This window comes from Arthrobacter sp. Soil782 (assembly GCF_001428435.1).
In the GTDB taxonomy this organism is placed as follows: Bacteria; Actinomycetota; Actinomycetes; order Actinomycetales; family Micrococcaceae; genus Arthrobacter_D; species Arthrobacter_D parietis.
Genome location: NZ_LMSO01000001.1, coordinates 1,026,234 through 1,047,475, shown reverse-complemented (window position 1 = coordinate 1,047,475; position 21,242 = coordinate 1,026,234). Strand labels below are relative to the sequence as shown.

Below are 21,242 nucleotides of genomic sequence, written 5' to 3'. Positions count from 1 at the left end.
CGAAGGATGAGGCGTGAGCAAGCGTCAACTCTACTGAGTCACAGCTTAGCGCGACACAGCGGACAGTCTTGCCGGATGGTCAGGAGGGGAAATGTTATTTGGAACAGATCGATGGATTAAGGATCAGTAGTGTTAATAACTCCTGTGGATACTGTGGATAACCTTCCTAGTACTGGCATTTCCGCGGATTCTCCCTGTGTACAGCATGTGAGCAGAAGACGGAGAAGTACAAGGTGTGCTGTGTATGCGATAGCCGTAATTCAGCGGTCCACAGGCTTCCCGGGCGTTGTCCTCATTAACGTCCACGGGAATCCGGTAGTTATCCACAATTGTTTCCACAGCTGTTAATTCACGCGCGGCTGAGGTAGGTACCAGAGGTCCTATGAATCTTTCCGGTGGTGCTTGATCCGGTTGGTCAGTTCTGTCACCTGGTTGTAGATGGCCCGGCGTTCCGCCATGAGCTCGCGAATTTTGCGGTCAGCGTGGATGACAGTGGTGTGATCCCGTCCTCCCAGCTCCTGGCCTATTTTCGGTAGTGACATATCGGTCAGCTCACGGCACAGGTACATCGCAATCTGCCGTGCCGTCACCAGCGTGCGCGTTCGCGACTTGCTGCACAGGTCATCAAGAGTGATGTTGAAGTACTCAGCTGTCTGCGCCATGATCAGCGACGATGTAATTTCCTGGGCGCCGTCGTCACTGATCAAGTCCTTGAGCACGATCTCGGCCAGGTTCTTGTCCACCGCTTGGCGGTTCAGGCTGGCGAAGGCTGTTACGCGGATCAGCGCACCCTCGAGTTCACGGATGTTCGTGGAGATCTTCGACGCGATGTACTCAAGCACCTCGTCGGGTGCGCTCATTCCTTCGCTGATTGCCTTCTTACGAAGGATGGCGATCCGGGTTTCCAGTTCCGGCGGCTGGATGTCAGTAAGAAGCCCCCACTCGAAGCGCGAACGCATCCGCTCCTCGAAGCCGGACAGCTGCTTGGGCGGAAGATCAGAGGTGATGACCACCTGCTTGCTGTGGTTGTGCAGGGCGTTGAAGGTGTGAAAGAACTCCTCCTGTGTACGGTCTTTGCCGGAGAGGAACTGAATGTCATCGATGAGCAGGATGTCGACGTTCCGATACGTCTGCTTGAAGCTTGTGCCTTCATCATCGCGAATTGAGTTGATGAAGTCGTTCGTGAATTCCTCGGAGTTTACGTAGCGAACCCGGATCCCTGTGTAGAGGTGGCGGGCGTAGTGGCCGATGGCGTGTAGCAGATGGGTTTTACCCAGCCCGGAATCGCCGTAGATGAAGAGCGGGTTGTACGCCTTGGCCGGCGCCTCGGCGACCGCCACTGCGGCCGCATGCGCAAACCGGTTCGATGAACCAATGACGAAGGTGTCAAAGATGTATTTAGGATTCAGTCGCCCGAACTCATGGGAGTTGCTCGGTGGAGTGGGCGATGGCGTCTGCTCCCGCGGCGCACTTTCCTCCGGAATCTCTTCCGGTTCTTCTTCAATGATCGGAGTGAGTTCCGGATCAATGACGAACGCGCACTGGATATCCTCTCGGAAAACGTCTTTTAGTGCGTCATTGAGCTGGCTCTTCAGCTGACTCTGCAAAACTTCGCGGGTCAGTTCATTCGGAACGGCCACCAGCAGGGTTGTCCCGATGAGTCCCTGTGCCTGCGCCAGCACCACGAACCCACGTTGACGTGGAGATATCCGCTCGTCCTGTTCCAGTGTTCGGATGACCTTGCGCCAGGAGCTTCCTACATCATTGATCTCGTCTGTACTCACTCGCGTCCTCAGTTGTCAGTTCTTTTGAGCCATCTCGACCCCGTAGGAGGGTCAGTAATCCACAGAGTTATGCACAGTACGTGGATAATTGCGCCACCCGGCAACAGTAGACGATGAAAAGTACAGAGGATAGCTGGGCCTGTGCCTGTGGATAAGGTAATTCCCGCGAGTGCCCGTCAGGTGCAGGAGCGGCCGGTTGGCGGCAGTTGTCCACATGGTTCACAGGACGCCGCTCGCTGTGTCGAAGCCGGTCGGTTTGACCGTCTTGTGTCCGGTGCCCTAACGTTATGTAGTCCTTTATGTCTGCATTTTGCGTGCCTCCATACGGCCAGCCAAGCGCTGAACAGTATGCTGTTGCCCGCCAACGCAGATGTACTACAACTTCATTGCGCCAGTCCGTTCTTCCCCCTTGTTGCAACGGCAGCGCATGCCAAGAACGTTCTGGAGTATCACAGTGAGCAAGCGGACCTTTCAGCCGAATAACCGCCGTCGTGCCAAGAAGCACGGCTTCCGCCTTCGCATGCGCACCCGCGCCGGCCGCGCCATCCTGTCTGCGCGCCGCGGCAAGGGACGCACCGAGCTTTCGGCCTAGCATCAGTCAATCCGTCCGCCGGTGTTGTTTCAACTGACAACGCCCTGACCGTCCCGGAGCTCCAGGTGCTTTCTATCACCCACCGAGTTCGGACGGCCACAGATTTTTCACATACCGTTCGTTCCGGTACCCGCTCGGGGTGCCGGAACTTGGTGTTATATGCGGTCGGAACCGGAGCCGGTAGGCCTTCGCGTTTCGGCTTCATTGTGTCGAAAAGTGTGGGGAACGCGGTAACAAGGAATCTCGTTAAGAGGAGACTGAGAGAAGCAGCAGCGTCAGCGCTGGTGAAGCGACCAGTCGGAGTGGATGTTGTCGTACGTGCACTGCCTTCGGCGGCTTCGGCGGGTTGGCCCGAGCTCAGTTCCGATTTTGAGCGATGCCTGGCATCGAGTGTGAAGCGGTTCAGCAAGGACGGCGGCAGAAAGGGAGACGGCAGATGACACGGGATCATTCGCCGTCCAGACTCTCCGGGCTGTTGTCGCTGCCACGTGTCATTCTTATCGGCATCCTTGTTGGCTACCGCCGCTTGATATCACCCCTCTATGGACCGGTATGCCGATTTTTCCCCTCCTGCTCGGCCTACGCACTTGAAGCTGTCACCGTCCATGGTGCTGGAAAGGGTTCATGGCTAGCTGCCAGGCGGCTCTGCCGGTGCCATCCCTGGAACGACGGCGGCGTGGACCACGTGCCGTCTGGTGGGCGACGCTTTGCACCCGGTGAGGAACCACAGATTGTAGTGCTGAATCACCCGGTGATTCCTGCAGACGAGGAAAGCCGCCCAGCGGCCTGAGGAGCAACAGATTATGGATTTCTTCGAAACGATTCTCCTGCCCTTCCGATGGCTGGTGTCTTGGGTCATGCAGGCTTTCCACGAGGGATTCACCTTCCTCGGGATGGACGCGGCGTCCGGCTGGACCTGGACGCTGTCCATTGTTGGCCTGGTTGTGGTCATCCGAGCCGCTTTGATCCCCGTCTTCGTGAAGCAGATCAAGGCCCAGCGCGGGATGCAGGCGCTGCAGCCGGACCTTCGGAAGCTGCAGCAGAAATACAAGGGCAAGACGGATCAGCTTTCGCGTCAGGCAATGACGCAGGAGCAGATGGCGCTGTACAAGAAGCATGGGACAAACCCGTTTGCTGCGTGTCTGCCGATCCTGATCCAAATGCCGTTCTTCTTCGCTTTGTTCACTGTTCTGAACGGTGTATCCACCGCAAGCGACAATGGTGAGGGTATCGGTGCTCTGACCGTCGACGATGTGCAGCAGTTCGACGCTGCCGAGATCTTCGGTGCGCCCCTCTCCTCCTCCCTGCTTCACGGGTTCGGTACTGAGGGACATACCTCAGTGGTGGTCCTTTCGATCATCATGATCCTTGCCATGACCGCCTCGCAGTTCATCACGCAGAAGCAGATCATGGCCAAGAACATGTCCGAAGAGGCCATGCAGAGTCCCTTCATGCGGCAGCAGAAGATCATGCTGTACATCCTTCCGCTGGTCTTCGGCATTGGTGGAATCAACTTTCCGATCGGTGTGCTCATCTACTGGACCACTACCAACCTCTGGACCATGGTTCAGCAGTTCTACGTGATCAGGCGGATGCCTACTCCGGGGTCCCCGGCGGCGAAGGCCCTGGCCGAGCGTCGCGCAAAGAAGGGACTGCCCATGGTTCCGTTGCTCGGCGAGAAGAAGAGTGAACCGGCAGTCGAAGTAGTTGCTCCACCCAAAGCTCAACGAGTACAGCCTCAGCGCAAGAACAGGAAACGCAAATGAGCACTGACAACATGCAGGAAGAATCTCTTCAGACAGTTGCTGGGGACGCCGGTGCCCAGGACGCAGGAGACCAAAAGGAAGCGACCTCAGCGGAAGACGAAGGCGACGTCGCCGCGGACTACCTGGAGGAACTCCTGGACATTGCGGATCTAGACGGTGATATCGACATTGAGGTGCGAAATGGGCGCACCTACATCTCGATCGTGTCGGAAGAGAATGAAGCACGGGGACTTGAAGCTCTTGTCGGTCGGGATGGGGAGGTTCTGGAAGCACTCCAGGAACTGGCACGGCTCTCGGTGCTTACGTCGACGGAGCACCGCTCACGTCTTGTTCTGGATATTGACGGATTTCGTGAGGCCCGTAACAAGGAGCTCCGCGCGATTGCGGAACAGGCAGTAAGTACGGTCAAGGAAGGCGGCGCAGAGGTAGCTCTCGCGCCGATGTCTGCATACGAACGCAAAATCATCCATGACATTGTTGCGGATCTGGGCATGGTCAGCGAGTCCGAGGGCGAGGGGTCACGGCGCCACATCGTAGTGTCAGCCGGATCCTGACATCCCGTCTGTCTTTCCCAAAGGAGGGATTGCCTTGACGATTGAGATCAGTACGAAGGAACTTGTTGCTGCGCGCACCATCTTCGGTGACGACCTTCCGCTTGCTGAGCGATTCGTACACCACTTGGCTACGTCAGGGATCGAGCGAGGTCTTCTCGGGCCTCGGGAGTTGCCGCGCTTGTGGGACAGGCATGTCCTTAACTGTGCGGTTGTCGGTGAACTGATTCCAGAGGCGTCTCGCGTTGCTGATGTCGGTAGTGGTGCCGGCTTGCCTGGGTTGGCTCTTGCCATCGCCAGACCGGATGCTGCATTTCTCCTGATTGAGCCCCTCGAACGAAGAGTGAACTGGCTTCGCGAGGTGACCGAGGATCTGGGCTTGAAGAACGTGGAGATTTTTCGCGGTCGCGCTGAGCAAGCTATCGGAAAATCGGACGTAGATGTTGTTACAGCTCGCGCTGTGTCCGCGCTGTCCGGGCTCGCCTCGCTCACCATGCCACTCCTCAAGGGTCCGGGAGAGGTCCTTGCCATCAAGGGGCGAAGCGCGGGTGAAGAAGTAGAGAAGGCGGCGAAGATCATCCGCCGTTTGGGTGGAAAGTCGACGCGCGTTGAAACAGTGGGTGGCGATCTCCTTGACGAACCGACAACGGTAGTCCGTATCGTCGTCGAACGCTGACCTCGTCTCTAGAGGGAAGTTCCACCACACAAGGGATTGCTTGCCGGGGTATGGGGCCTACACCCGATAACCTAGAGTGGAACACCCGGACCGGAAAGTGAGCAAAACGCTTGTGACGAAAGATTCTGCCATGCGACGCGAGCAGCCTACGTCGATGATGGGTTCGTCCTTGGCAATCACTATCGCCGATATTCAACCCGAAGTGTTTTCGAACCCGACAAACACCGGCATCGTTTCACGTGAAACGGGCCTCACGGGCGGGGCAAGCGATTCAAGTCAGGCCACCAGCGTGAAATCTAATGGAAGTACCAGGAACGTCATGGATGTCCTCGACGACAGCACCCCTTTGGCGCGTGAGCTTGCGTCGGAGAACCGGCGACGCGAGAAGCTACTGGGGCGCTCGTTGCCTCGGCCGGCCGGGACGCGTGTGCTTACCGTCAGCAATCAAAAGGGCGGCGTCGGCAAGACGACCACAACAGTGAATCTCGCGGCAGGTCTCGCCTCCTCCGGCTTGAACGTTCTTGTTATCGATATCGATCCGCAAGGAAACGCCTCTACCGCTCTGGGCATTGAGCATCATGCCGAAGTGGACAGCATTTACGATGTCCTGATCGATGACCTTCCATTGTCGAGTGTGGTGGCACCGTGCCCAGATGTTCCAAACCTGATCTGCGCGCCCGCGACAATTCACTTGGCCGGCGCTGAGATTGAGCTTGTCTCGTTGGTGGCTCGTGAGCAGCGGCTGAGGCGTGCCATCGATCTGTATGCGAAAGAGCGTGCGGAGAATGGTGAGGACCGTTTGGATTTTATCTTCATCGACTGCCCGCCAAGTCTCGGTCTATTGACCGTCAATGCTTTTGTAGCGGCTCGTGAAGTCCTTATACCCATCCAGTGCGAGTACTATGCTCTAGAGGGTTTGAGCCAGCTTCTGAAGAACATCGAGATGATCCAGAAGCACCTCAATGCTGATCTGGTTGTGTCTACGATCCTTCTCACCATGTACGACGGCCGAACTAATCTGGCCGCGCAGGTGGCTGCCGAGGTTCGCGAGCACTTCCCCCACCAGGTCTTAAATGCGGTTGTTCCCCGCTCAGTGCGGATATCAGAGGCTCCCAGCTACCAGCAGACAGTACTTACCTACGACCCATCATCGAGTGGTGCACTGTCCTATTTAGAAGCGGCTGCTGAAATAGCGGAACGCTCCTAGAGCGCCTGCGCTGTATAGCGCATCCCCCACAGTAGACTGAACGCGTTATCAATCGCTGCAGTTTGTCTGCTCTCCTTTGAGAGGAACCGTTTCATGCCTGAGAAGCGTAGGGGTCTAGGTCGAGGACTTGGCGCGCTCATACCGAGCAGCGCAGAACAACAGGATGGAAACGCAGGCAGTACTAGCACGAGGGTCACTGAGCGTGGGCGTCCAGTTGACCTCTTCTTCCCCACCGGAGCATCTAATGGCGCCGGTGATCGCTCAAGTGATGGCGGAGAGCGGGATGAGCCGTCGAAGTCGTCTACGCGATCGTCGATTAACAAGGAGGCGCTGACCGCGCCCTCGAAGCGACAGACCGGACGTAACCAGCCAGGGCTCAAGAAGCAACCGCCGAACAGGGCAGTAAAAGCCAAGGCGGAACCCACTGGTCAAGGCACTGTTGCCACACCGGTTGATCTGGCGATTGATGATCAAAAGACAGACCATAGCGGCATCACGGCGGTGCCTGCTCCGGATGCAGCGGGTTTGCAGACAAGCCCTGGCGATGCGACCACCCTGGCGGCATCTGAGGTAGCTGAGTTGGATCACTCGGCTGCGAAGGAACCTTCCCCTGTGTCCCGAATTGAAGGGGCGTTGCCGGGCTCTGAAGCCGAGCCAGGGAAGGATACGACAGGTATCGTCGACGCCGGAACCGATACCGCTGATGACGTTTCACCCGATGACGTTTCACGTGAAACGCTTCGCGAGGTGCCGGGAGCCCGTTTCGCCGAACTCCCGATCGACTCCATCCACCCTAACCGGAAGCAGCCCCGTAACGTCTTCGATGAAGACGAGATGGCTGAGCTGGTGCACTCTGTCCGTGAAATTGGTGTGCTGCAGCCGGTAGTGGTTCGTGTCTCCCCTGAGGGTGGAGAACAGGGCTACGAGCTAGTGATGGGCGAGCGTCGCTGGCGAGCATCAAAAGAGGCCGGCCTTGAAACCGTTCCAGCAATCATTCGCGACACCACGGATGATGATCTTCTCCGGGATGCCCTTCTGGAAAACCTGCACCGTAGTCAACTCAACCCACTTGAGGAAGCTGCTGCGTACCAGCAGCTCCTCGAGGATTTCGGTTGTTCTCAAGAGGAGCTGGCAGTGCGCATCGGGCGCTCCCGACCGCAGATCTCGAACACATTGCGTCTGATGAAACTGCCACCGCTCGTGCAGCGCCGCCTCGCGGCTGGCGTGCTCAGTGCTGGGCACGCGAGGGCCCTTCTCGGACTGTCCGATCCAGCTGAGATGGAGAAGTTGGCACAGCGGATCGTCGCTGAGGGTCTATCCGTCCGGTCCACAGAAGAGATCGTTGCCATGAGTGACGGTCTGCGCCGGCCATCGAAGCCAAGTAGTCCGCGAGTTGGCGCGCGACATGAGCGCCTCGATTACCTTGCTACCTCTCTGTCCGATCGGTTGGACACCAGTGTCAAGATCACACTGGGCGCAAAAAAGGGACGGGTGAGTATTGAGTTCGCGAGTGTTGACGACCTAAACCGAATCATGGGGGTACTCGCACCGACTCCGTAGTGGGAAGGAACGGCCGATAGGTTACAAAAAGGCGCCGTTTACGTGGAAGTTTCACGTGAAACGGCGCCTTTTCTTGGTCAGACTGGTGCTGCCGAGGACGGGTCGATTGCAGTGGCGAAGTCCGCTCGGACCGGATCTGCGGTTCCAACTGCGCTGAATGTGTAATCAGGGGTTGATCACTCCACGTTGCATTCGGACCGTCCGTCCAAGACATCGCCGCATACAGCGGCGAATCACGCTGAGACCACACGACCCCCATGGGCGCGCTAAATGCAATCGCTACCTGGGTTAGGTCGCGTTCGGTTTGAATGATCCCTGAGTTGGTCAAACTTGGTCTTAAGGTAGAACCGGGGTTTGGCACAGAGGCCGGCCTGTCTACCGAACTCACCCGGTTGCTGATCGTACCGTTCGCACCCTTGCACGATGGCCCAGTTGACGGCTGCGGTGCTGATGGCACCGGATACGACGGCGGAAGAAGGTGTCACCCGAGCATCCGAGCACTCGTGGCGACCCTCTACCTTGTGGGAAGTGGGTCGTGCGGGAGTCCGAAGGAATGGACGGTTTCACGTGAAACACCGGTACACCGGAATGCGATCTCGGTAACCGACCGTTGCGATGCGCGGGCGGCCCGAGGGCGACGGCGGGCGACGGGCCTGGCACTACTCGGCCGACGTCATTAGCGAGTCGCCGGTTGGCTCGACTGATTGAATTGTCCAGCGTCCGTACTGGTGCATGCTTCCGTTGATGAGCTCTACCCCGGTGCTGCTTTCAGCTCTATGATGTCGGAGCAAGTCGTTTCACGTGAAACGTACGATACTACTGCCCGGATGCAATGTGACGATGCGCTATTTAGGTCCAACTGTGCCCATGTCGCGCGTTGCCCTGTGCCCAGATTCCGCGCCAAACGTTTTTCCGCCTTACTCACTCGCTTCCGGGAAAGAGAACCGCAGCCCGATTGGTATGAGTGTCTGCGTATGAGTTTCTGCAGGTGCTTCAGAAGTACCGCCGATGACAACGTTGCTGGAGGCTTAAGCGGGTGTGTTCGTGCACGTTCGCGCTCGTTGATCTCAATCGTCACCACGGCGGCCGCGACCCGTAATGGCCGTCTAACTTTTGAAGACCTGTAACTTGTAAATCGGAATGACCCGGTCACTGTACGTTTGAGTCGCAGTTTCACGTGAAACTGCGACCGAATGAATGCCAGCGTGACGCTGTTGGGAGTTAGACCTGGTACTGCCTGGATCCGTTCCGAAGGACGCGCAGCTCGGATGAGCGCGAAGCGCCGGGTTAGCAAGCCTGAGGAAGGCTGGCCGCGGATTCCTCCCCGGGATCGAGTTGCCAGCGACTCGCGAGCGGGCTGAGTCGCGATTGGTTGTCGATGATCCGGCTCCATGCACCAGGAAGACCGGAGGTTTCGCGTGAAGCCGCCGATTTCATATCTGAGATGCCTCGTGATGCCGGCAGGTGTGTTCTTGGACGGACTTTAGTCCGGCGTGAACAGAGTTGGGCACCTGCGACCGGAGTACCGACTCCTTCGGGCTGCTGGGTGGGGCGCCTCGAAAGTACCTGATCGCTCGGCCGTTCCACGTGAAACATATCTGGCTAGAATCGGGCGACTAGCCAGTCCTGGTGCGGAGCTACGGCCGATGTCTCGGACGAGCAGGAGATAAAGAACCTGCCGGACATGCCCGGGCCAGCGTCTGTTATCGGTCCACAGCACACCGGGGGCGGGATGCGAATCGTGGTGAGCCGTTGCTCTGGTCGAAATCGTAGTGGCCCGCGGCCACTTCACTCCGGCCATTAGAGCGCCGCGCGAACGCAGATTGTGTTCCACGTGAAACATCGGTCTCGTGGACACGAGCGTCTGGAAACTATCGGGAGGCGGCACCGCAATCTCATGCACGAAAAAGCCGGGCACCGATTGGGCGGCCCGGCTTCTTCTGACACGCGTTCCTAGAGGAACTGTGCAAACTCCTGCTCCAACACCTGCTTTGGCTTGGCACCAATTGAGGTAGCCGCTACTTCCCCGTCCCGAAAGACGTACACAGCGGGAATTGACGTTATCCCGTACTTTGCAGCCGTGGCAGGGTTGTCATCAACATTCAGCTTCACGACATCGATCTTGTCGGCGTGCTCTAAAGCGATGTCATCAAGGATTGGCGATAGTTTACGGCAGGGGCCACACCACTCAGCCCAGAAATCAACCATTACGGGTTTCGAAGCGTTGAGTACGTCGGCTTCGAACGAACTGTCAGTTACTTCCTTTGCGTCGCTCATATCTCTACTCCTTCTCGAGGGTTATACGGAAGCGGTCTCGGAGACTTGTTCTGCTACCGGTGTCGGTACTTCAGCGGCTGTCTGCACAGTGTCTCCCAGATCGGCGAGGTAATGCTCGACATCGATGGCAGCAACACAGCCGGAACCGGACGCGGTGATGGCCTGACGGTACGTCGGGTCAATGACGTCCCCGGCTGCAAACACACCGGGCAAGGAGGTCTTGGATGTGCGCCCGAGAACGGCAATGGTTCCTTCACCTGTCAGCTTGAGCTGATCTTTGACCAGGTCGATCCGAGGGTCGTTGCCGATCGCCACAAACACTCCAGTGACAGCCAGTTCCCTGGAGGAATCGTCGACGGTGCTCGCGAGCGTCAGACCGGTCACCTTGTCCGTGCCATGGATAGCTGCCACTTCTGCGTTCCACTCGAAGCGGATCTTCTCGTGAGCCAGTGCGCGGTCCTGCATGATTCGTGACGCGCGGAGGGAATCACGCCTGTGGACCACCGTAACCGAACGGGCGAACTTGGTGAGGAAGAGTGCCTCCTCCATAGCCGAGTCACCTCCGCCAATAACGGCAATGTCCTGGTCCTTGAAGAAGAACCCGTCACAGGTGGCGCACCAGCTGACTCCGTGACCGGAAAGTCGCTTCTCATCTTCGAGGCCGAGTTCACGGTAAGCGGATCCGGTGGAGATGATGACCGCACGAGCCCTGAACGTCTCACCGGTGCCGACGGTGACGGCTTTGACGTCTCCAGAGAGGTCTACCGACGTCACATCTTCAAAAAGGATCTCAGTTCCAAAGCGCGCTGCCTGCTTCTCGAAGTTCTCCATGAGGTCAGGGCCCATGACACCTTCGGGGAATCCCGGGTAATTCTCCACGTCAGTCGTATTCATCAATTCGCCGCCGGCGGTCACCGAGCTGGCGATCAGCAGCGGTGAAAGATTGGCCCTTGCTGTGTAGACCGCGGCGGTGTATCCAGCGGGACCGGACCCTACGATGATGACGTCGCGGATATCGCTTGGCGAATTGCTGCCGTTGTCTGTCTCAGTGCTCACGGGTTTGATGAACCTTTCTATCGGTGAGAGCGATCGAACCTTCAGTCCAGTCGCGATCATTTGCAATAACGACAGGTCAGCTGCCGTTATTCCGTGTCCCGGGCAGAGGGGTAGTCGCTAGGAGATGTTGATCTCTGCGATACGCATTCCCCATGGGTACTGTGCCTGAACGTTGGAAAGCCTGGGGAGCTGAGTGAAATTCACGATCACATACTGCGCTGTGGCAGGAGCACCATCGACCTGCGGCACATTGAACGTCACCGACGGTCCGGTGAAGCCCGACTGCGCCACCTGGGTAGCACCCTCAAGTGTCGGCTCATCATTGAGCAATACACTGAAGCTGCCGCCCGAGCTGTTCAGTTGTTCAATCTGAATTTCTGAGATGCTGGATGGCTCTTCCAGTTCAACCACGAGCGCTAGGTTCTGAGCGAGCCCGCCGAAGGTTTCGTTTGCGTAGACGAGGCTGCCCCAGAAGCTTGCAGGGTTATCGTCGATGATTGCCCCGAGGTCACCGTCGGTCTGGGAGTTGAGCTCGGGATTATCCGGCACCAGGCGAGTGACGCTTGTGGCGACCGGGGGTATCAGCTCGGGTGTCGGTGTTGCGGAGCCTGAGGCGGACGGAGAGGGAGCCGCGCTGTCCGTGGCTTCGACGGTACTCTCCGTCGTTGCGCTTTCGTTGGCGACAGGCGGATCGAAGATGGGCCGCAATTGGGTGACAGCGAGGACGACCGCACCCACAATCACAAGAGCGAGGACGATACCCACGAGCAAGCGCGTGAAGCGGGGGTTGTTCTCGCGATCTTCATCCTCGTCGTAATCCTCGTACGGGCCGTCGTCGTCATACTGGCTACCGGCAGCGGTAGCTCCGCCCGCAGCAGCAGCGGCGGGGAAACGCGATGCCGGCCGCTGGGATGATGATCGGTCTTCCGGGCGGTCGTAATCATCTTCGGACCAGGCCGTGACTTTCGCCCGCTCGTTCCGCTCGTCAGCCGGGATAGCCCGGGGAGGGGCGCTCGGTGGCGGTGGAACACTCGCATTGCCTCCGGCGGGGCGGGATGCCGAGATGTCCTGCGGTGCAGTGCCTGGATCTGCCTGTCCGGACGCGGCGGCAGCACCCGCAGCAGCTCCGCCGGCGGCGCCGGCCGCAGACCCGCGGCCGAAACGGGGCATCCGCGCCTTCGGGAGGCGTGCCGGGCGCCGTTCCGGCTCGTGGTGATAGTCGTCGTCGTCCTCGTGGGTTTCCGGCTCCGTGGAACGGGCAACACCGAAGATCTCCGAACCGAGGGTGTCTGTGAAGAACGGTTCGATATAGGGGGCATCCTGCTGGATCACGAGGTCCAGGAGGTCAGCCGCCGGTGCGCGGTTGGTGACAAGGTAGGTGCCGGCGTCGGTGATTCCCAGATCAAGAACCTGGATATTACCGGACCGCTCACCCGTGGCGACTTCGCGGGCGCTCGTGGCAACCTGACCGGCGTTGGAAGGCGATGCCACCAGGATGCTGACCGGCCGATTGAGCACCTGGTCCACGCCATCGAGCACCAGGTCCTTCTCCGCAGAGGCGAGGACGTAAGCGGTGACCTTGTACCGGCCGCCCAGTACTGAGCCGACGTCTACTGCTTCTGGCACGTGTTCCTCCCGGATGTGGATACTTTGTACCAATGCTACCGGCCACTTCCGGGCAGATAGTGCGCACGCGCGGGGCCACCGCTTACCGGCGTGCGAAGCGGGATAGGAGCGGAGCGAGGAAGTCGCTCAGTTCGGTAATCCGCAGGACTTTCAGCATGCCGATGTAGACCGCTGCCATCAGAGGTCCGGCAACCAGCAGAACGACGACGGCGCTTCCCACCGATTGCCACACGAAGCCGTCCGGCTGGTATGCACCAAAAAACCACAACAGCCCGGCGCCGAAAGCCGCTGCGATGAGGCCCGCAACGGTCAGCCGGACGTGCACGTCGTAAATATGCCCAGCTCCGTATCCGCCGATTTTCCGGACCAGAAAGACATGACTGACGACGACGGCCACAATATTGCCGAGGGTGAAGCTGAGAGCCAGCATGGGAACGATGAGAGCCGGCTCGAACAGGCTGGCGGTGAGGGCCAGTGCAACCCCCGTGACCGAGAGGATGAGCTGGATTTTCAGCGGAGTGATAGCGTCTTCAGCCGCGTAGAAGACCCGGTTGAGGAAAAAATTGGCGCTGAGGAAGGGCGCGCCGACCGCCAGCAGCGTGATGATCAGCGCGTTGAGTGCGCCGCCGGCACGGATACCACCGGAGAAAACCATGCCAAGCGGCGCGGCCAGGGCCAGTAGCGCTGCTGCACCGAAAACAGTGGCCACGCCGATGGTCCGCATGCCCAGGGACAGTGTTTCCTTGGTGGTTTCCACATCACCCTGCGAGTGCGCAGCCGCGAGCCGATTGAACATGACGGTTGCCAGCGATAGCGCAATCACGGAGTGCGGCAGAACGTAGACCAGCGACCCGATGTCCAGGTTGGTCAGACCGGCGATGTAGACGTCGTCCGGCAGGTCGGTTCGAGCTTCGGTGGCGATCGTGGCCACCCACTGGTTGATCATGTAGAGACCGTTGCCGATCAGCATGGTCACGATCGTTATGGAAGCCAGCCGTCCTGTCTTGCCGAGCCCGACGCCGCGCCACCCGAACCTGGGACGAAGGCCGAGGTGCAACCGGCGCAGCGGGACGATGAGGACCACCGCCTGGATGACGATGCCGAGGGTGGTGCCGCCGGCTAGCAGCAACGTATGGGTGGGAGTCCACGTATCGGGGGTATGGCCAGTGGTCCGTTCGGCGCCCAGCATCACGATGAAGGCAATAAGGAAACCGATCGAGACGATGTTATTGACCACTGGAGCCCACATGTACGGGCCAAAGGAGCCGTTGGCGTTAAGCACCTGGCCAATGATCGAGTAAAGCCCGTAGAAGAAGATCTGTGGCAGGCACCAATAGGCAAAGACGGTAGTGAGGGCCAGCGCGTCACCGGACACGTTGGTCAACAGGTCCGCCAGGAATGGCGCAGCGAGCGTAATCAGCAGCGTAAGAATGAACAGGACGATGACCGAGAGCGTCATCAGTCGGCTCACGAAGTCCGAACCGCGGTCCTCCTGCTGGCTTGCCCGGATGATCTGCGGCACGAGCACGGCATTGAACACGCCGCCGGCAACCATCAGGAAGATGTAGGTCGGCAAATTGTTGGCTGCAGGAAACAGGTCGGACACCGCGCCGGCCGTGCCGATCGCCGTGGCGAGAAGAGCGACACGGACGAGGCCGAGGATACGCGAAACGAGGGTGCCCGCAGCCATGATTGCGCTGGAGCGTGCTGTTGTATCAGTGGGCGGAACGTTGCCCGCGGGAGTGGGACGGCGGCTGGGCACCACGCCCGCATCCTGGACCGGTATTGAGGCGGTGTTGGTATCAGACATCGTGACTTATCGTCTCACCATTGGCGGCCGATTCCGGTAACCCGCGGTCCTCGCAGCAAGCCCGTAATCGCCACGGTATGACGGACACCGGCTCAGAGGTACTGCGGCAGGACCTCTCGGGCGAGGTCGGCGATACGCCGCTCGTTAGGGAAGGAGAGCTTGCGGCCGAGGTCTGCGAGCGGAACCCATGCCACGTCGACGGCCTCGTGATCGGGATCATTCTCGATGGTCAGATGCCCGCCCGTAGAGATAAGGAGAAAGTGGTGGACCGTCTTGTGGACGCGGTGACCGCTGACAGTGAACCAGTAGTCAATACTGCCGAGCGCTGCGAGGACGCGGCCGCAGATGCCGGTTTCCTCCTCGATCTCCCTTACTGCTGCCTGTTCGTTGTTTTCCTGGTTCTCCGGATGTCCCTTGGGCAAACACCACTCAAGCCGTCCACCGCGGTTCAGCCTCGCGATGATTGCTACGTTGAGCAGGTCCGTAGAGGTGTCGACGACGATTCCGCCGGCCGACACTTCCTCCACCGTGGGGAGGGACTGATGAATTAGAGGCGCGCCTGTTCGGCCCATTGACGCTGTCAATGGGGTGCGCTTTGGTGCGCTCGGAACGGGACGGTCCATGATCCCACTCTAACTACCTTTGCTGGGGGATGATGACCGCGCGGGCGGCTCCCCGCCAGCATGCAGGACGGTCGGCGTGTTGCCGTGCCGATGGTTCCACCGGCGACCCTTTAGCGCGTGCCCCGTTCCCGTAATGGTGTTTGGGCTGATCTCTGGCACGCTTAAAGGACTATGGTGCACCTGTTGGAAGATTCCCCGTTGACCGCCCCCCTTCCGGCGGTGGTTACTGAGCTAGGACGGCTGTTCGCTGATGCCGGCCACGAACTTTCGCTGGTGGGCGGGCCGGTCCGCGACCTTTTCCTCGGTAGGTCCTCGCCGGACCTCGATTTCACCACGGACGCTGACCCGGACCAGATCATCGCGGTCATCCGGCGGTGGTCGGATTCCTTTTGGGAGATTGGCCGGGAGTTCGGAACCATCGGGCTGCGCAAGGCGTCCTTCACCATCGAAGTCACTACCTACCGCGCCGAGGCGTATGAGCCGTCGTCCCGCAAGCCCGTGGTTGCCTTCGGCACGAAGCTGGAGGATGACCTCCTCCGCCGGGACTTCACCATCAACGCCATGGCCCTTCGCCTTCCCTCACTGGAACTGGTGGACCCGTACGGTGGCGTAAAGGACCTCCACGCGGGCCTGCTGCGCACTCCGGGCGCGCCGTCGTCGTCGTTCTCCGATGATCCGCTCCGCATGATGCGCGCGGCGCGGTTCGCTTCCCAACTGGGAGTGGAGGTTGCGCCGGAGGTGCGGGATGCGATGACCGCGATGGCCGAGCGCATCACCATCATTTCCGCAGAGCGCGTCCGGGATGAGCTGATCAAGCTCATCAACGGCGCCCACCCCCGGCGGGGCGTCGATCTCATGGTTTCCACCGGGTTGGCCGACCATGTGCTGCCAGAGGTGCCTGCGCTGCGCCTCGAGATGGACGAGCACCACCGGCACAAGGACGTCTACCAGCACTCACTGACCGTGCTTGAGCAGGCATGCGCACTGGAAACCGATGACGACGGCGCGGTGCCGGCTCCGGACTTTGCCCTGCGGTTCGCTGCCCTGATGCACGACGTCGGGAAACCGGCAACCCGGCGATTCGAATCAACCGGCGCGGTGAGTTTCCGTCACCACGATGTTGTCGGAGCAAAGCTGACGGCCAAGCGGATGAAGACGCTCCGTTTCGACAATGACACGATCAAGGCGGTGGCGCGCCTCGTGGAGCTGCACATGCGCTTCTACGGCTACGGCGAGGCGGGCTGGACGGATTCCGCCGTGCGCCGTTACGTGAGCGACGCCGGGCTGCAGCTTGAACGGCTGCACCGGCTGACGCGGTCGGACGTGACAACGCGCAACCGCCGGAAGGCAGAGCGCCTCGCTTTTGCTTACGACGACCTCGAGAACCGCATCGCTGCGCTCGCCGAGCAGGAAGAGCTCGCATCGATACGGCCGGATCTGGACGGAGAAGACATCATGAAGCTGCTGGGCATTCGGCCGGGGCCGGTTGTGGGGCGGGCCTACCGCTTTCTTTTGGAGGAACGCATGGAACATGGTCCGCATACCCGTGAGGCTGCCGAGTCCAAGTTGCGCTTCTGGTGGGCCGACCAGCCCGAAGCAGGAGATGAATCATGAGCCAGTCCGGAGCAGCTGCCGCTGATCTGACCGCGGCGGGCACACCGCTGCCTAACCTTTGGCTATTGCGCCACGGTGAGACGGAGTGGTCCCGCGACGGCAACTACACCGGCCTCACTGACCTTGCGCTGACTTCGGCCGGCGAGCAGCAGGCACGGGACGCTGCGAGCCGGTTGGCCGGCGTCGAGTTTGACCTGGTCTTCACGTCTCCGCTTCAGCGTGCGCGACGCACGGCTGAGCTGGCCGGTTTTGGTGGCGCCGAGGTGCTCCCGTATGCCCACGAGTGGGACTACGGCGACAATGAAGGCCGTAACAGCGCGCTGGTCCGCAAGGAGAATCCGGATTACCTCATCTGGAAGGACGGCGTCCCAAACGGAGAAACCATTGCCCAGGTCGCAGCACGCGCTGACCGGATCATCTCGAGGGTTCAGGCCGGTTGCGGCACACCGGCGGACCAGGATCCGCAGGCGCAACCGGTGCGTAACGCCCTCCTGGTTGCTCACGGCCACTTCCTCCGGGTGCTTACCGCGCGCTGGCTGGAGTTCGAACCCGTCGAGGGGCGGCGCTTCATCCTTGGTACGGCCGCGGTGTGTGCGCTCGGCTGGGACAAGCGCACTCCCGCCATCCTGCGCTGGAACGTCTAACTTCCCGGTGCCCGCCTACTCCGTCGGCCATACGTGATGCTCCGCAGTAGCCACTCTGCCGGGCCAATCCTTATACGTGCGAGGAGAAGGCGGCTGAGGATCAGTTGGGCTGCAAAGATGACGACGGCGATTCCCGCCACCGCGCTGGCCGGCAGTCCGTCGGAGAGCCGCAGCCCGTAGGCGGTGAAAACGAGCGCCATGATCACCGACTGCAGGAGGTAGTTGGTGAGCGCCATGCGTCCCGCGGGTGCAAGCAGTCCGCAGAGGCGTGCTCCGGCCGCCGTGCGGAAAAGCAGCAGGAGGAGACTCACGTAGCCGGCTGTCTGCAGAGGCGCGGTGAGAGTTGAGATGCCGAAGGCCAGCACACTGAACCGGTCGCCGCTCCCATAGGTGGTCAGGTAGGCCTGGAAAACTCCGGCGGCGAGGCCGACGGGAAGGCAGGTTGCCGCCGTCGTCGTCAGCATGCGGGTGGAGAGCGGCCGTTCGAAAAGGCGCGCCCGGGCGGCCGCGAGCCCAATGTAGAACATTCCGAGCGAGAGCGGACCCTGAACGAAGACCACACCGGCAACGTTCTCCAGGAAGTTGTCCGCGTTGGCTGAGAAGGCCGAGCTTGGGCTCTGGGTAAGCGCGCCTGGATCCACTGCAATATCGGCGGAAGGAGCACCCGCTCCGGCGCCGGCAATGAATAGGCCCACAGCCAGGATGAGCGAACCGATCCCTCCAATCAGCGCACTGCCCGTGATGACGGCCGTGGACGTGCGCAGTGAGTGCGTCGCGAGCAGAATCAGGCCCATCAGCGCATACGTCAGGAGGATGTCCCCAAAAAACAGGACGAGACCGTGCAGCAAGCCGAGGACAAACAACGCAGCAAGGCGGCGCTGCATGCGTTGTACCGGGGATGCGGTTGCTGCAATGGCCGCCCGCCACTGCAGATCAAAGCTGTAGCCGAACAGGAAGGAGAAGAGTAGGTAGAACTTTGCTTCGAAGAGAGCTGCAACCGTGAACCGCACTGCGAGGTCGGCTGCCGACCGGTGATTCGGGCTGATTTCGGCGGCAAGGGTGAACGGGTCGGCGAAGTACCAGATATTGACCATGAGGATGCCGCCGAGCGCAAAGCTGCGCAGCGCATCAACCTCGCGGAGCCGTGCAGATCCCATCCGCCTACCTCTCCTCGAATCCCTGGTCAGCCTAACGCTGCCTGGCGGGCTAATGCGCTGCTGCTGTCCCGGGTATTCCCGGTCTGGAAAAATATTTGGGATTTCTCGCAAAAGAGCTAGGCGAAGGCGCTTCGTTTGAGGTAGCTTTGAGAAGTGCCATTGGGAGAACCCAATCTTCCTTTGTTTTTGCACTTTTCACGTAAGCGCTAGTTAGAAATGGAGGTGGGATTCGGTGATTAATCTTCTCGGCGGCATGATGGCCGCGCGAACCCGCCCAGCCTCCGCCATCGCTGCGCATTAACTTCCTGCTGAAAACGGCACTTCTCTCCTAATTTTCTTCTGCGGAGAAGTTTCCCTTTTTCCTTTGTGTGCGTCAGGCGGAACCCGCCTCGCTTTTTCGTGCCTTTCTCACGAATTCCGGGCTCATCGCAGCCCTCTTCTCTTCCCGCACCACAATTTCAGGAGATATCCATGCCTGTTTCAGCCCCTGTTTCCACCGAACGCACCACGACCCAGGTCGATGTACAGCAGCGTTCACACGGGGAATTCATCATGTCCGGCAATCTCACCCGCCTCGACAACCCGGTTCGTGAACCCGACACGCAACCTGTCGATCTATCAGCGGTGATGCCTGACTTTACCCAGCGAGAGGAGGTGTACGTCATGATCAAGAAACTCCGGGAAAGTGTTTTCTTCTGGAAGCGAATACAGGAATCGTCGGTCGATAACGCCTGGGAAAACGCCCAGTCCTTTGCCCTGCCGCAGCATCACCTGTTCATCAAATAACAGGTGCGTCCATGCGGCGTGTGTGCCGCGCCCTGTCGATCCGCGAAGGAGAAACTGATGCAAGTCGTCGGTGCCACCACCAGAGAAGCCCGCGCTTCCCAGCGCGGGCTTCCGCCTTAACGGACCACTCCGGCTCCACGAGGCGCTTCCGCGGAATGTAGTGACTGTTGTCCGCGTTATATGGTCACTAGTGGCCAGCGGTCAAGCGCTGGCACAAGAACACAATCCGGACGGCGAAGGGAGGGGTCGTGACACCCGTGAAGCGCGTGGCGATGCTGTCGCTTCACACATCGCCCTTCGATCAGCCCGGCGGCGGCGACGCCGGCGGTATGAATGTCTATGTACGCTCAGTGGCGCTGGAGCTCGCCAAGGTCGGTATCGACGTCGAAATTTTCACCCGCGCAGCAGCGGACGGGCAACCGCACATTGAGGAACTGGGCCCGGGTGTCCTGGTCCGCCACCTTATTGCCGGACCCACGCGCCAGGTTCCAAAAGAAGTACTTCCCCAACTCTCCGATGACCTGGCCGACGCCATCGCCGACGCCACCGATCTGCTGGCAGACGGACACTTCGATGTCATCCACTCCCACTACTGGGTCTCCGGCATTGTGGGCTTGACCGTCGCGAAATCCCTGAACCTGCCGTTGGTCCACTCGATGCACACCATGGCGAGGGTGAAGAACCTCCGGCTGCATGCCGGAGGAATAAGGGAACCTGAATCGCGGATTTCCGGCGAGCAGACCATCGTCAACGACGCCGATCGCCTCATCGCCAACACAAGTACCGAGGCTGCGGAATTGGAATCCCTTTATGGGGCGGCCGCCGAGAAGGTCGACATTGTCGCCCCCGGTGTGGATCTCGACATCTTCAATGCGCTTGACCGGCCCGCGTCACGCGCAGGGCTTTCGTTCGCTGCCGAGACGTTCCACGTGGTCTTCGCCGGCCGGATCCAGAAGCTGAAGGGTCCCCACCTGCTGGTTGAAGCTGCCGCTGACCTGCTGGAGCGGCGTCCCGATATCCCGCTCCAGGTCAGCATCATCGGCTCTGGCAGCGGACCTGAAGCCCTGGAACTTCGGCCCCTGATCAATCGGCTCGGACTACAGGACGTGGTCCGGCTCTATCCGCCCGTTTTGCCCGGTCAGCTTGCGCACTGGTTCCGGGCGGCCGACGTCGTTGCGATGCCTTCCTACAGCGAATCATTCGGTCTGGTGGCGCTTGAAGCGCAGGCCTGCGGCACACCGGTTCTGGCAGCGAATGTCGGCGGACTGCCGCAGGCGATCAGTGCCGGGCGAACCGGTGTTCTGGTTGACGGGCATGGTGCCGCGTTATGGTCAGCGGCGCTGGAGGTCCTTCACGACGACGGCGCAATGCGCCGCACGCTCGGCACCAATGCTGCGGTGCACGCGCTGGCCTTCGGCTGGCAGCGGACCGCACTGTTCACGGCGCAGAGCTACCGGACGGCCGTCGAACAATACGAGGGTGCGCCCGCACTGTAGCCGCAGCACATCAGCCA

The 21,242-nt window shown here is 60.1% G+C and carries 19 protein-coding genes; 12 read left to right on the top strand and 7 right to left on the bottom strand.

The window, feature by feature from the left end:
* Positions 1-380: 380 nt before the first annotated feature.
* A complete protein-coding gene (gene dnaA, locus ASH00_RS05000; protein WP_056545588.1) occupies positions 381-1,784 on the bottom strand; it encodes a chromosomal replication initiator protein DnaA in 1,404 nt (467 codons plus the stop codon).
* A 454-nt stretch (positions 1,785-2,238) separates the two neighbouring features.
* Here dnaA and rpmH point away from each other — a divergent pair, with 454 nt between their 5' ends.
* The 8 genes from rpmH (at position 2,239) to ASH00_RS04970 (ending at position 8,136) form a co-directional block, all read left to right on the top strand.
* Entirely contained in the window at positions 2,239-2,376 is a 138-nt protein-coding gene (gene rpmH / locus ASH00_RS04995) for a 50S ribosomal protein L34 (RefSeq protein ID WP_022892375.1), read from the top strand.
* Positions 2,377-2,441: 65 nt separating this feature from the next.
* Complete coding sequence (gene rnpA / locus ASH00_RS16370) at positions 2,442-2,816, top strand: ribonuclease P protein component (RefSeq protein WP_082565891.1); 375 nt, start codon at positions 2,442-2,444, stop codon at positions 2,814-2,816.
* A complete protein-coding gene (yidD, locus tag ASH00_RS16365; RefSeq protein WP_082565890.1) occupies positions 2,813-3,166 on the top strand; it encodes a membrane protein insertion efficiency factor YidD in 354 nt (117 codons plus the stop codon). The genes rnpA and yidD overlap by 4 nt, the downstream gene beginning before the upstream one ends.
* 13 nt (positions 3,167-3,179) lie before the next feature.
* Positions 3,180-4,142, top strand: a complete 963-nt coding sequence (yidC, locus tag ASH00_RS04990; protein ID WP_056545587.1) for a membrane protein insertase YidC — start codon at positions 3,180-3,182, stop codon at positions 4,140-4,142.
* Positions 4,139-4,696 carry a Jag family protein gene (locus ASH00_RS04985; protein ID WP_056545586.1) on the top strand — a complete coding sequence of 186 codons (558 nt, stop codon included), beginning with the start codon at positions 4,139-4,141 and terminating at the stop codon, positions 4,694-4,696. Before yidC ends, ASH00_RS04985 begins: the two co-directional genes overlap by 4 nt.
* Positions 4,697-4,730: 34 nt before the next feature.
* Positions 4,731-5,369, top strand: coding sequence for a 16S rRNA (guanine(527)-N(7))-methyltransferase RsmG (gene rsmG, locus ASH00_RS04980; protein WP_056545585.1), 639 nt, complete (start codon positions 4,731-4,733; stop codon positions 5,367-5,369).
* Positions 5,370-5,466: 97 nt separating this feature from the next.
* Complete coding sequence (locus tag ASH00_RS04975) at positions 5,467-6,576, top strand: ParA family protein (protein ID WP_235563157.1); 1,110 nt, start codon at positions 5,467-5,469, stop codon at positions 6,574-6,576.
* A gap of 456 nt (positions 6,577-7,032) precedes the next feature.
* Positions 7,033-8,136 carry a ParB/RepB/Spo0J family partition protein gene (locus ASH00_RS04970; protein ID WP_442854343.1) on the top strand — a complete coding sequence of 368 codons (1,104 nt, stop codon included), beginning with the start codon at positions 7,033-7,035 and terminating at the stop codon, positions 8,134-8,136.
* Between the two features lie 1,953 nt (positions 8,137-10,089).
* Here the strand turns inward: ASH00_RS04970 and trxA are convergent.
* The 5 genes from trxA to ASH00_RS04945 all read right to left on the bottom strand — a co-directional run bounded on the left by trxA (position 10,090) and on the right by ASH00_RS04945 (position 15,528).
* Entirely contained in the window at positions 10,090-10,413 is a 324-nt protein-coding gene (trxA, locus tag ASH00_RS04965) for a thioredoxin (protein WP_056545583.1), read from the bottom strand.
* A gap of 21 nt (positions 10,414-10,434) precedes the next feature.
* Positions 10,435-11,469, bottom strand: a complete 1,035-nt coding sequence (gene trxB, locus ASH00_RS04960; protein ID WP_056546670.1) for a thioredoxin-disulfide reductase — start codon at positions 11,467-11,469, stop codon at positions 10,435-10,437.
* Positions 11,470-11,586: 117 nt separating this feature from the next.
* Complete coding sequence (locus ASH00_RS04955; protein WP_056545581.1) at positions 11,587-13,095, bottom strand: hypothetical protein; 1,509 nt, start codon at positions 13,093-13,095, stop codon at positions 11,587-11,589.
* A gap of 82 nt (positions 13,096-13,177) precedes the next feature.
* Positions 13,178-14,905: a murein biosynthesis integral membrane protein MurJ gene (gene murJ / locus ASH00_RS04950; protein WP_056545580.1), complete on the bottom strand. Its 1,728-nt coding sequence runs from the start codon at positions 14,903-14,905 to the stop codon at positions 13,178-13,180.
* A 92-nt stretch (positions 14,906-14,997) separates the two neighbouring features.
* Positions 14,998-15,528, bottom strand: coding sequence for an NUDIX hydrolase (locus ASH00_RS04945; protein WP_082565888.1), 531 nt, complete (start codon positions 15,526-15,528; stop codon positions 14,998-15,000).
* A 171-nt stretch (positions 15,529-15,699) separates the two neighbouring features.
* On the opposite strand from ASH00_RS04945, the gene ASH00_RS04940 reads away from it, so the two are divergent.
* On the top strand, positions 15,700-17,142 hold the full coding sequence (locus ASH00_RS04940; protein ID WP_056545579.1) for a CCA tRNA nucleotidyltransferase: 1,443 nt from the start codon (positions 15,700-15,702) through the stop codon (positions 17,140-17,142).
* Positions 17,139-17,786, top strand: coding sequence for a histidine phosphatase family protein (locus ASH00_RS04935; protein WP_056545578.1), 648 nt, complete (start codon positions 17,139-17,141; stop codon positions 17,784-17,786). Before ASH00_RS04940 ends, ASH00_RS04935 begins: the two co-directional genes overlap by 4 nt.
* Here the strand turns inward: ASH00_RS04935 and ASH00_RS04930 are convergent.
* A complete protein-coding gene (locus ASH00_RS04930) occupies positions 17,783-18,943 on the bottom strand; it encodes a DUF418 domain-containing protein (protein ID WP_056545576.1) in 1,161 nt (386 codons plus the stop codon). The genes ASH00_RS04935 and ASH00_RS04930 overlap by 4 nt on opposite strands.
* A 471-nt stretch (positions 18,944-19,414) precedes the next feature.
* Between ASH00_RS04930 and ASH00_RS04925 the strand changes: the two genes are divergently transcribed.
* Together ASH00_RS04925 and mshA are read left to right on the top strand one after the other, a co-directional pair.
* Complete coding sequence (locus ASH00_RS04925; protein ID WP_056545574.1) at positions 19,415-19,729, top strand: hypothetical protein; 315 nt, start codon at positions 19,415-19,417, stop codon at positions 19,727-19,729.
* Positions 19,730-19,977: 248 nt separating this feature from the next.
* Positions 19,978-21,225, top strand: coding sequence for a D-inositol-3-phosphate glycosyltransferase (mshA, locus tag ASH00_RS04920; RefSeq protein ID WP_157359001.1), 1,248 nt, complete (start codon positions 19,978-19,980; stop codon positions 21,223-21,225).
* Positions 21,226-21,242 lie beyond the last annotated feature (17 nt).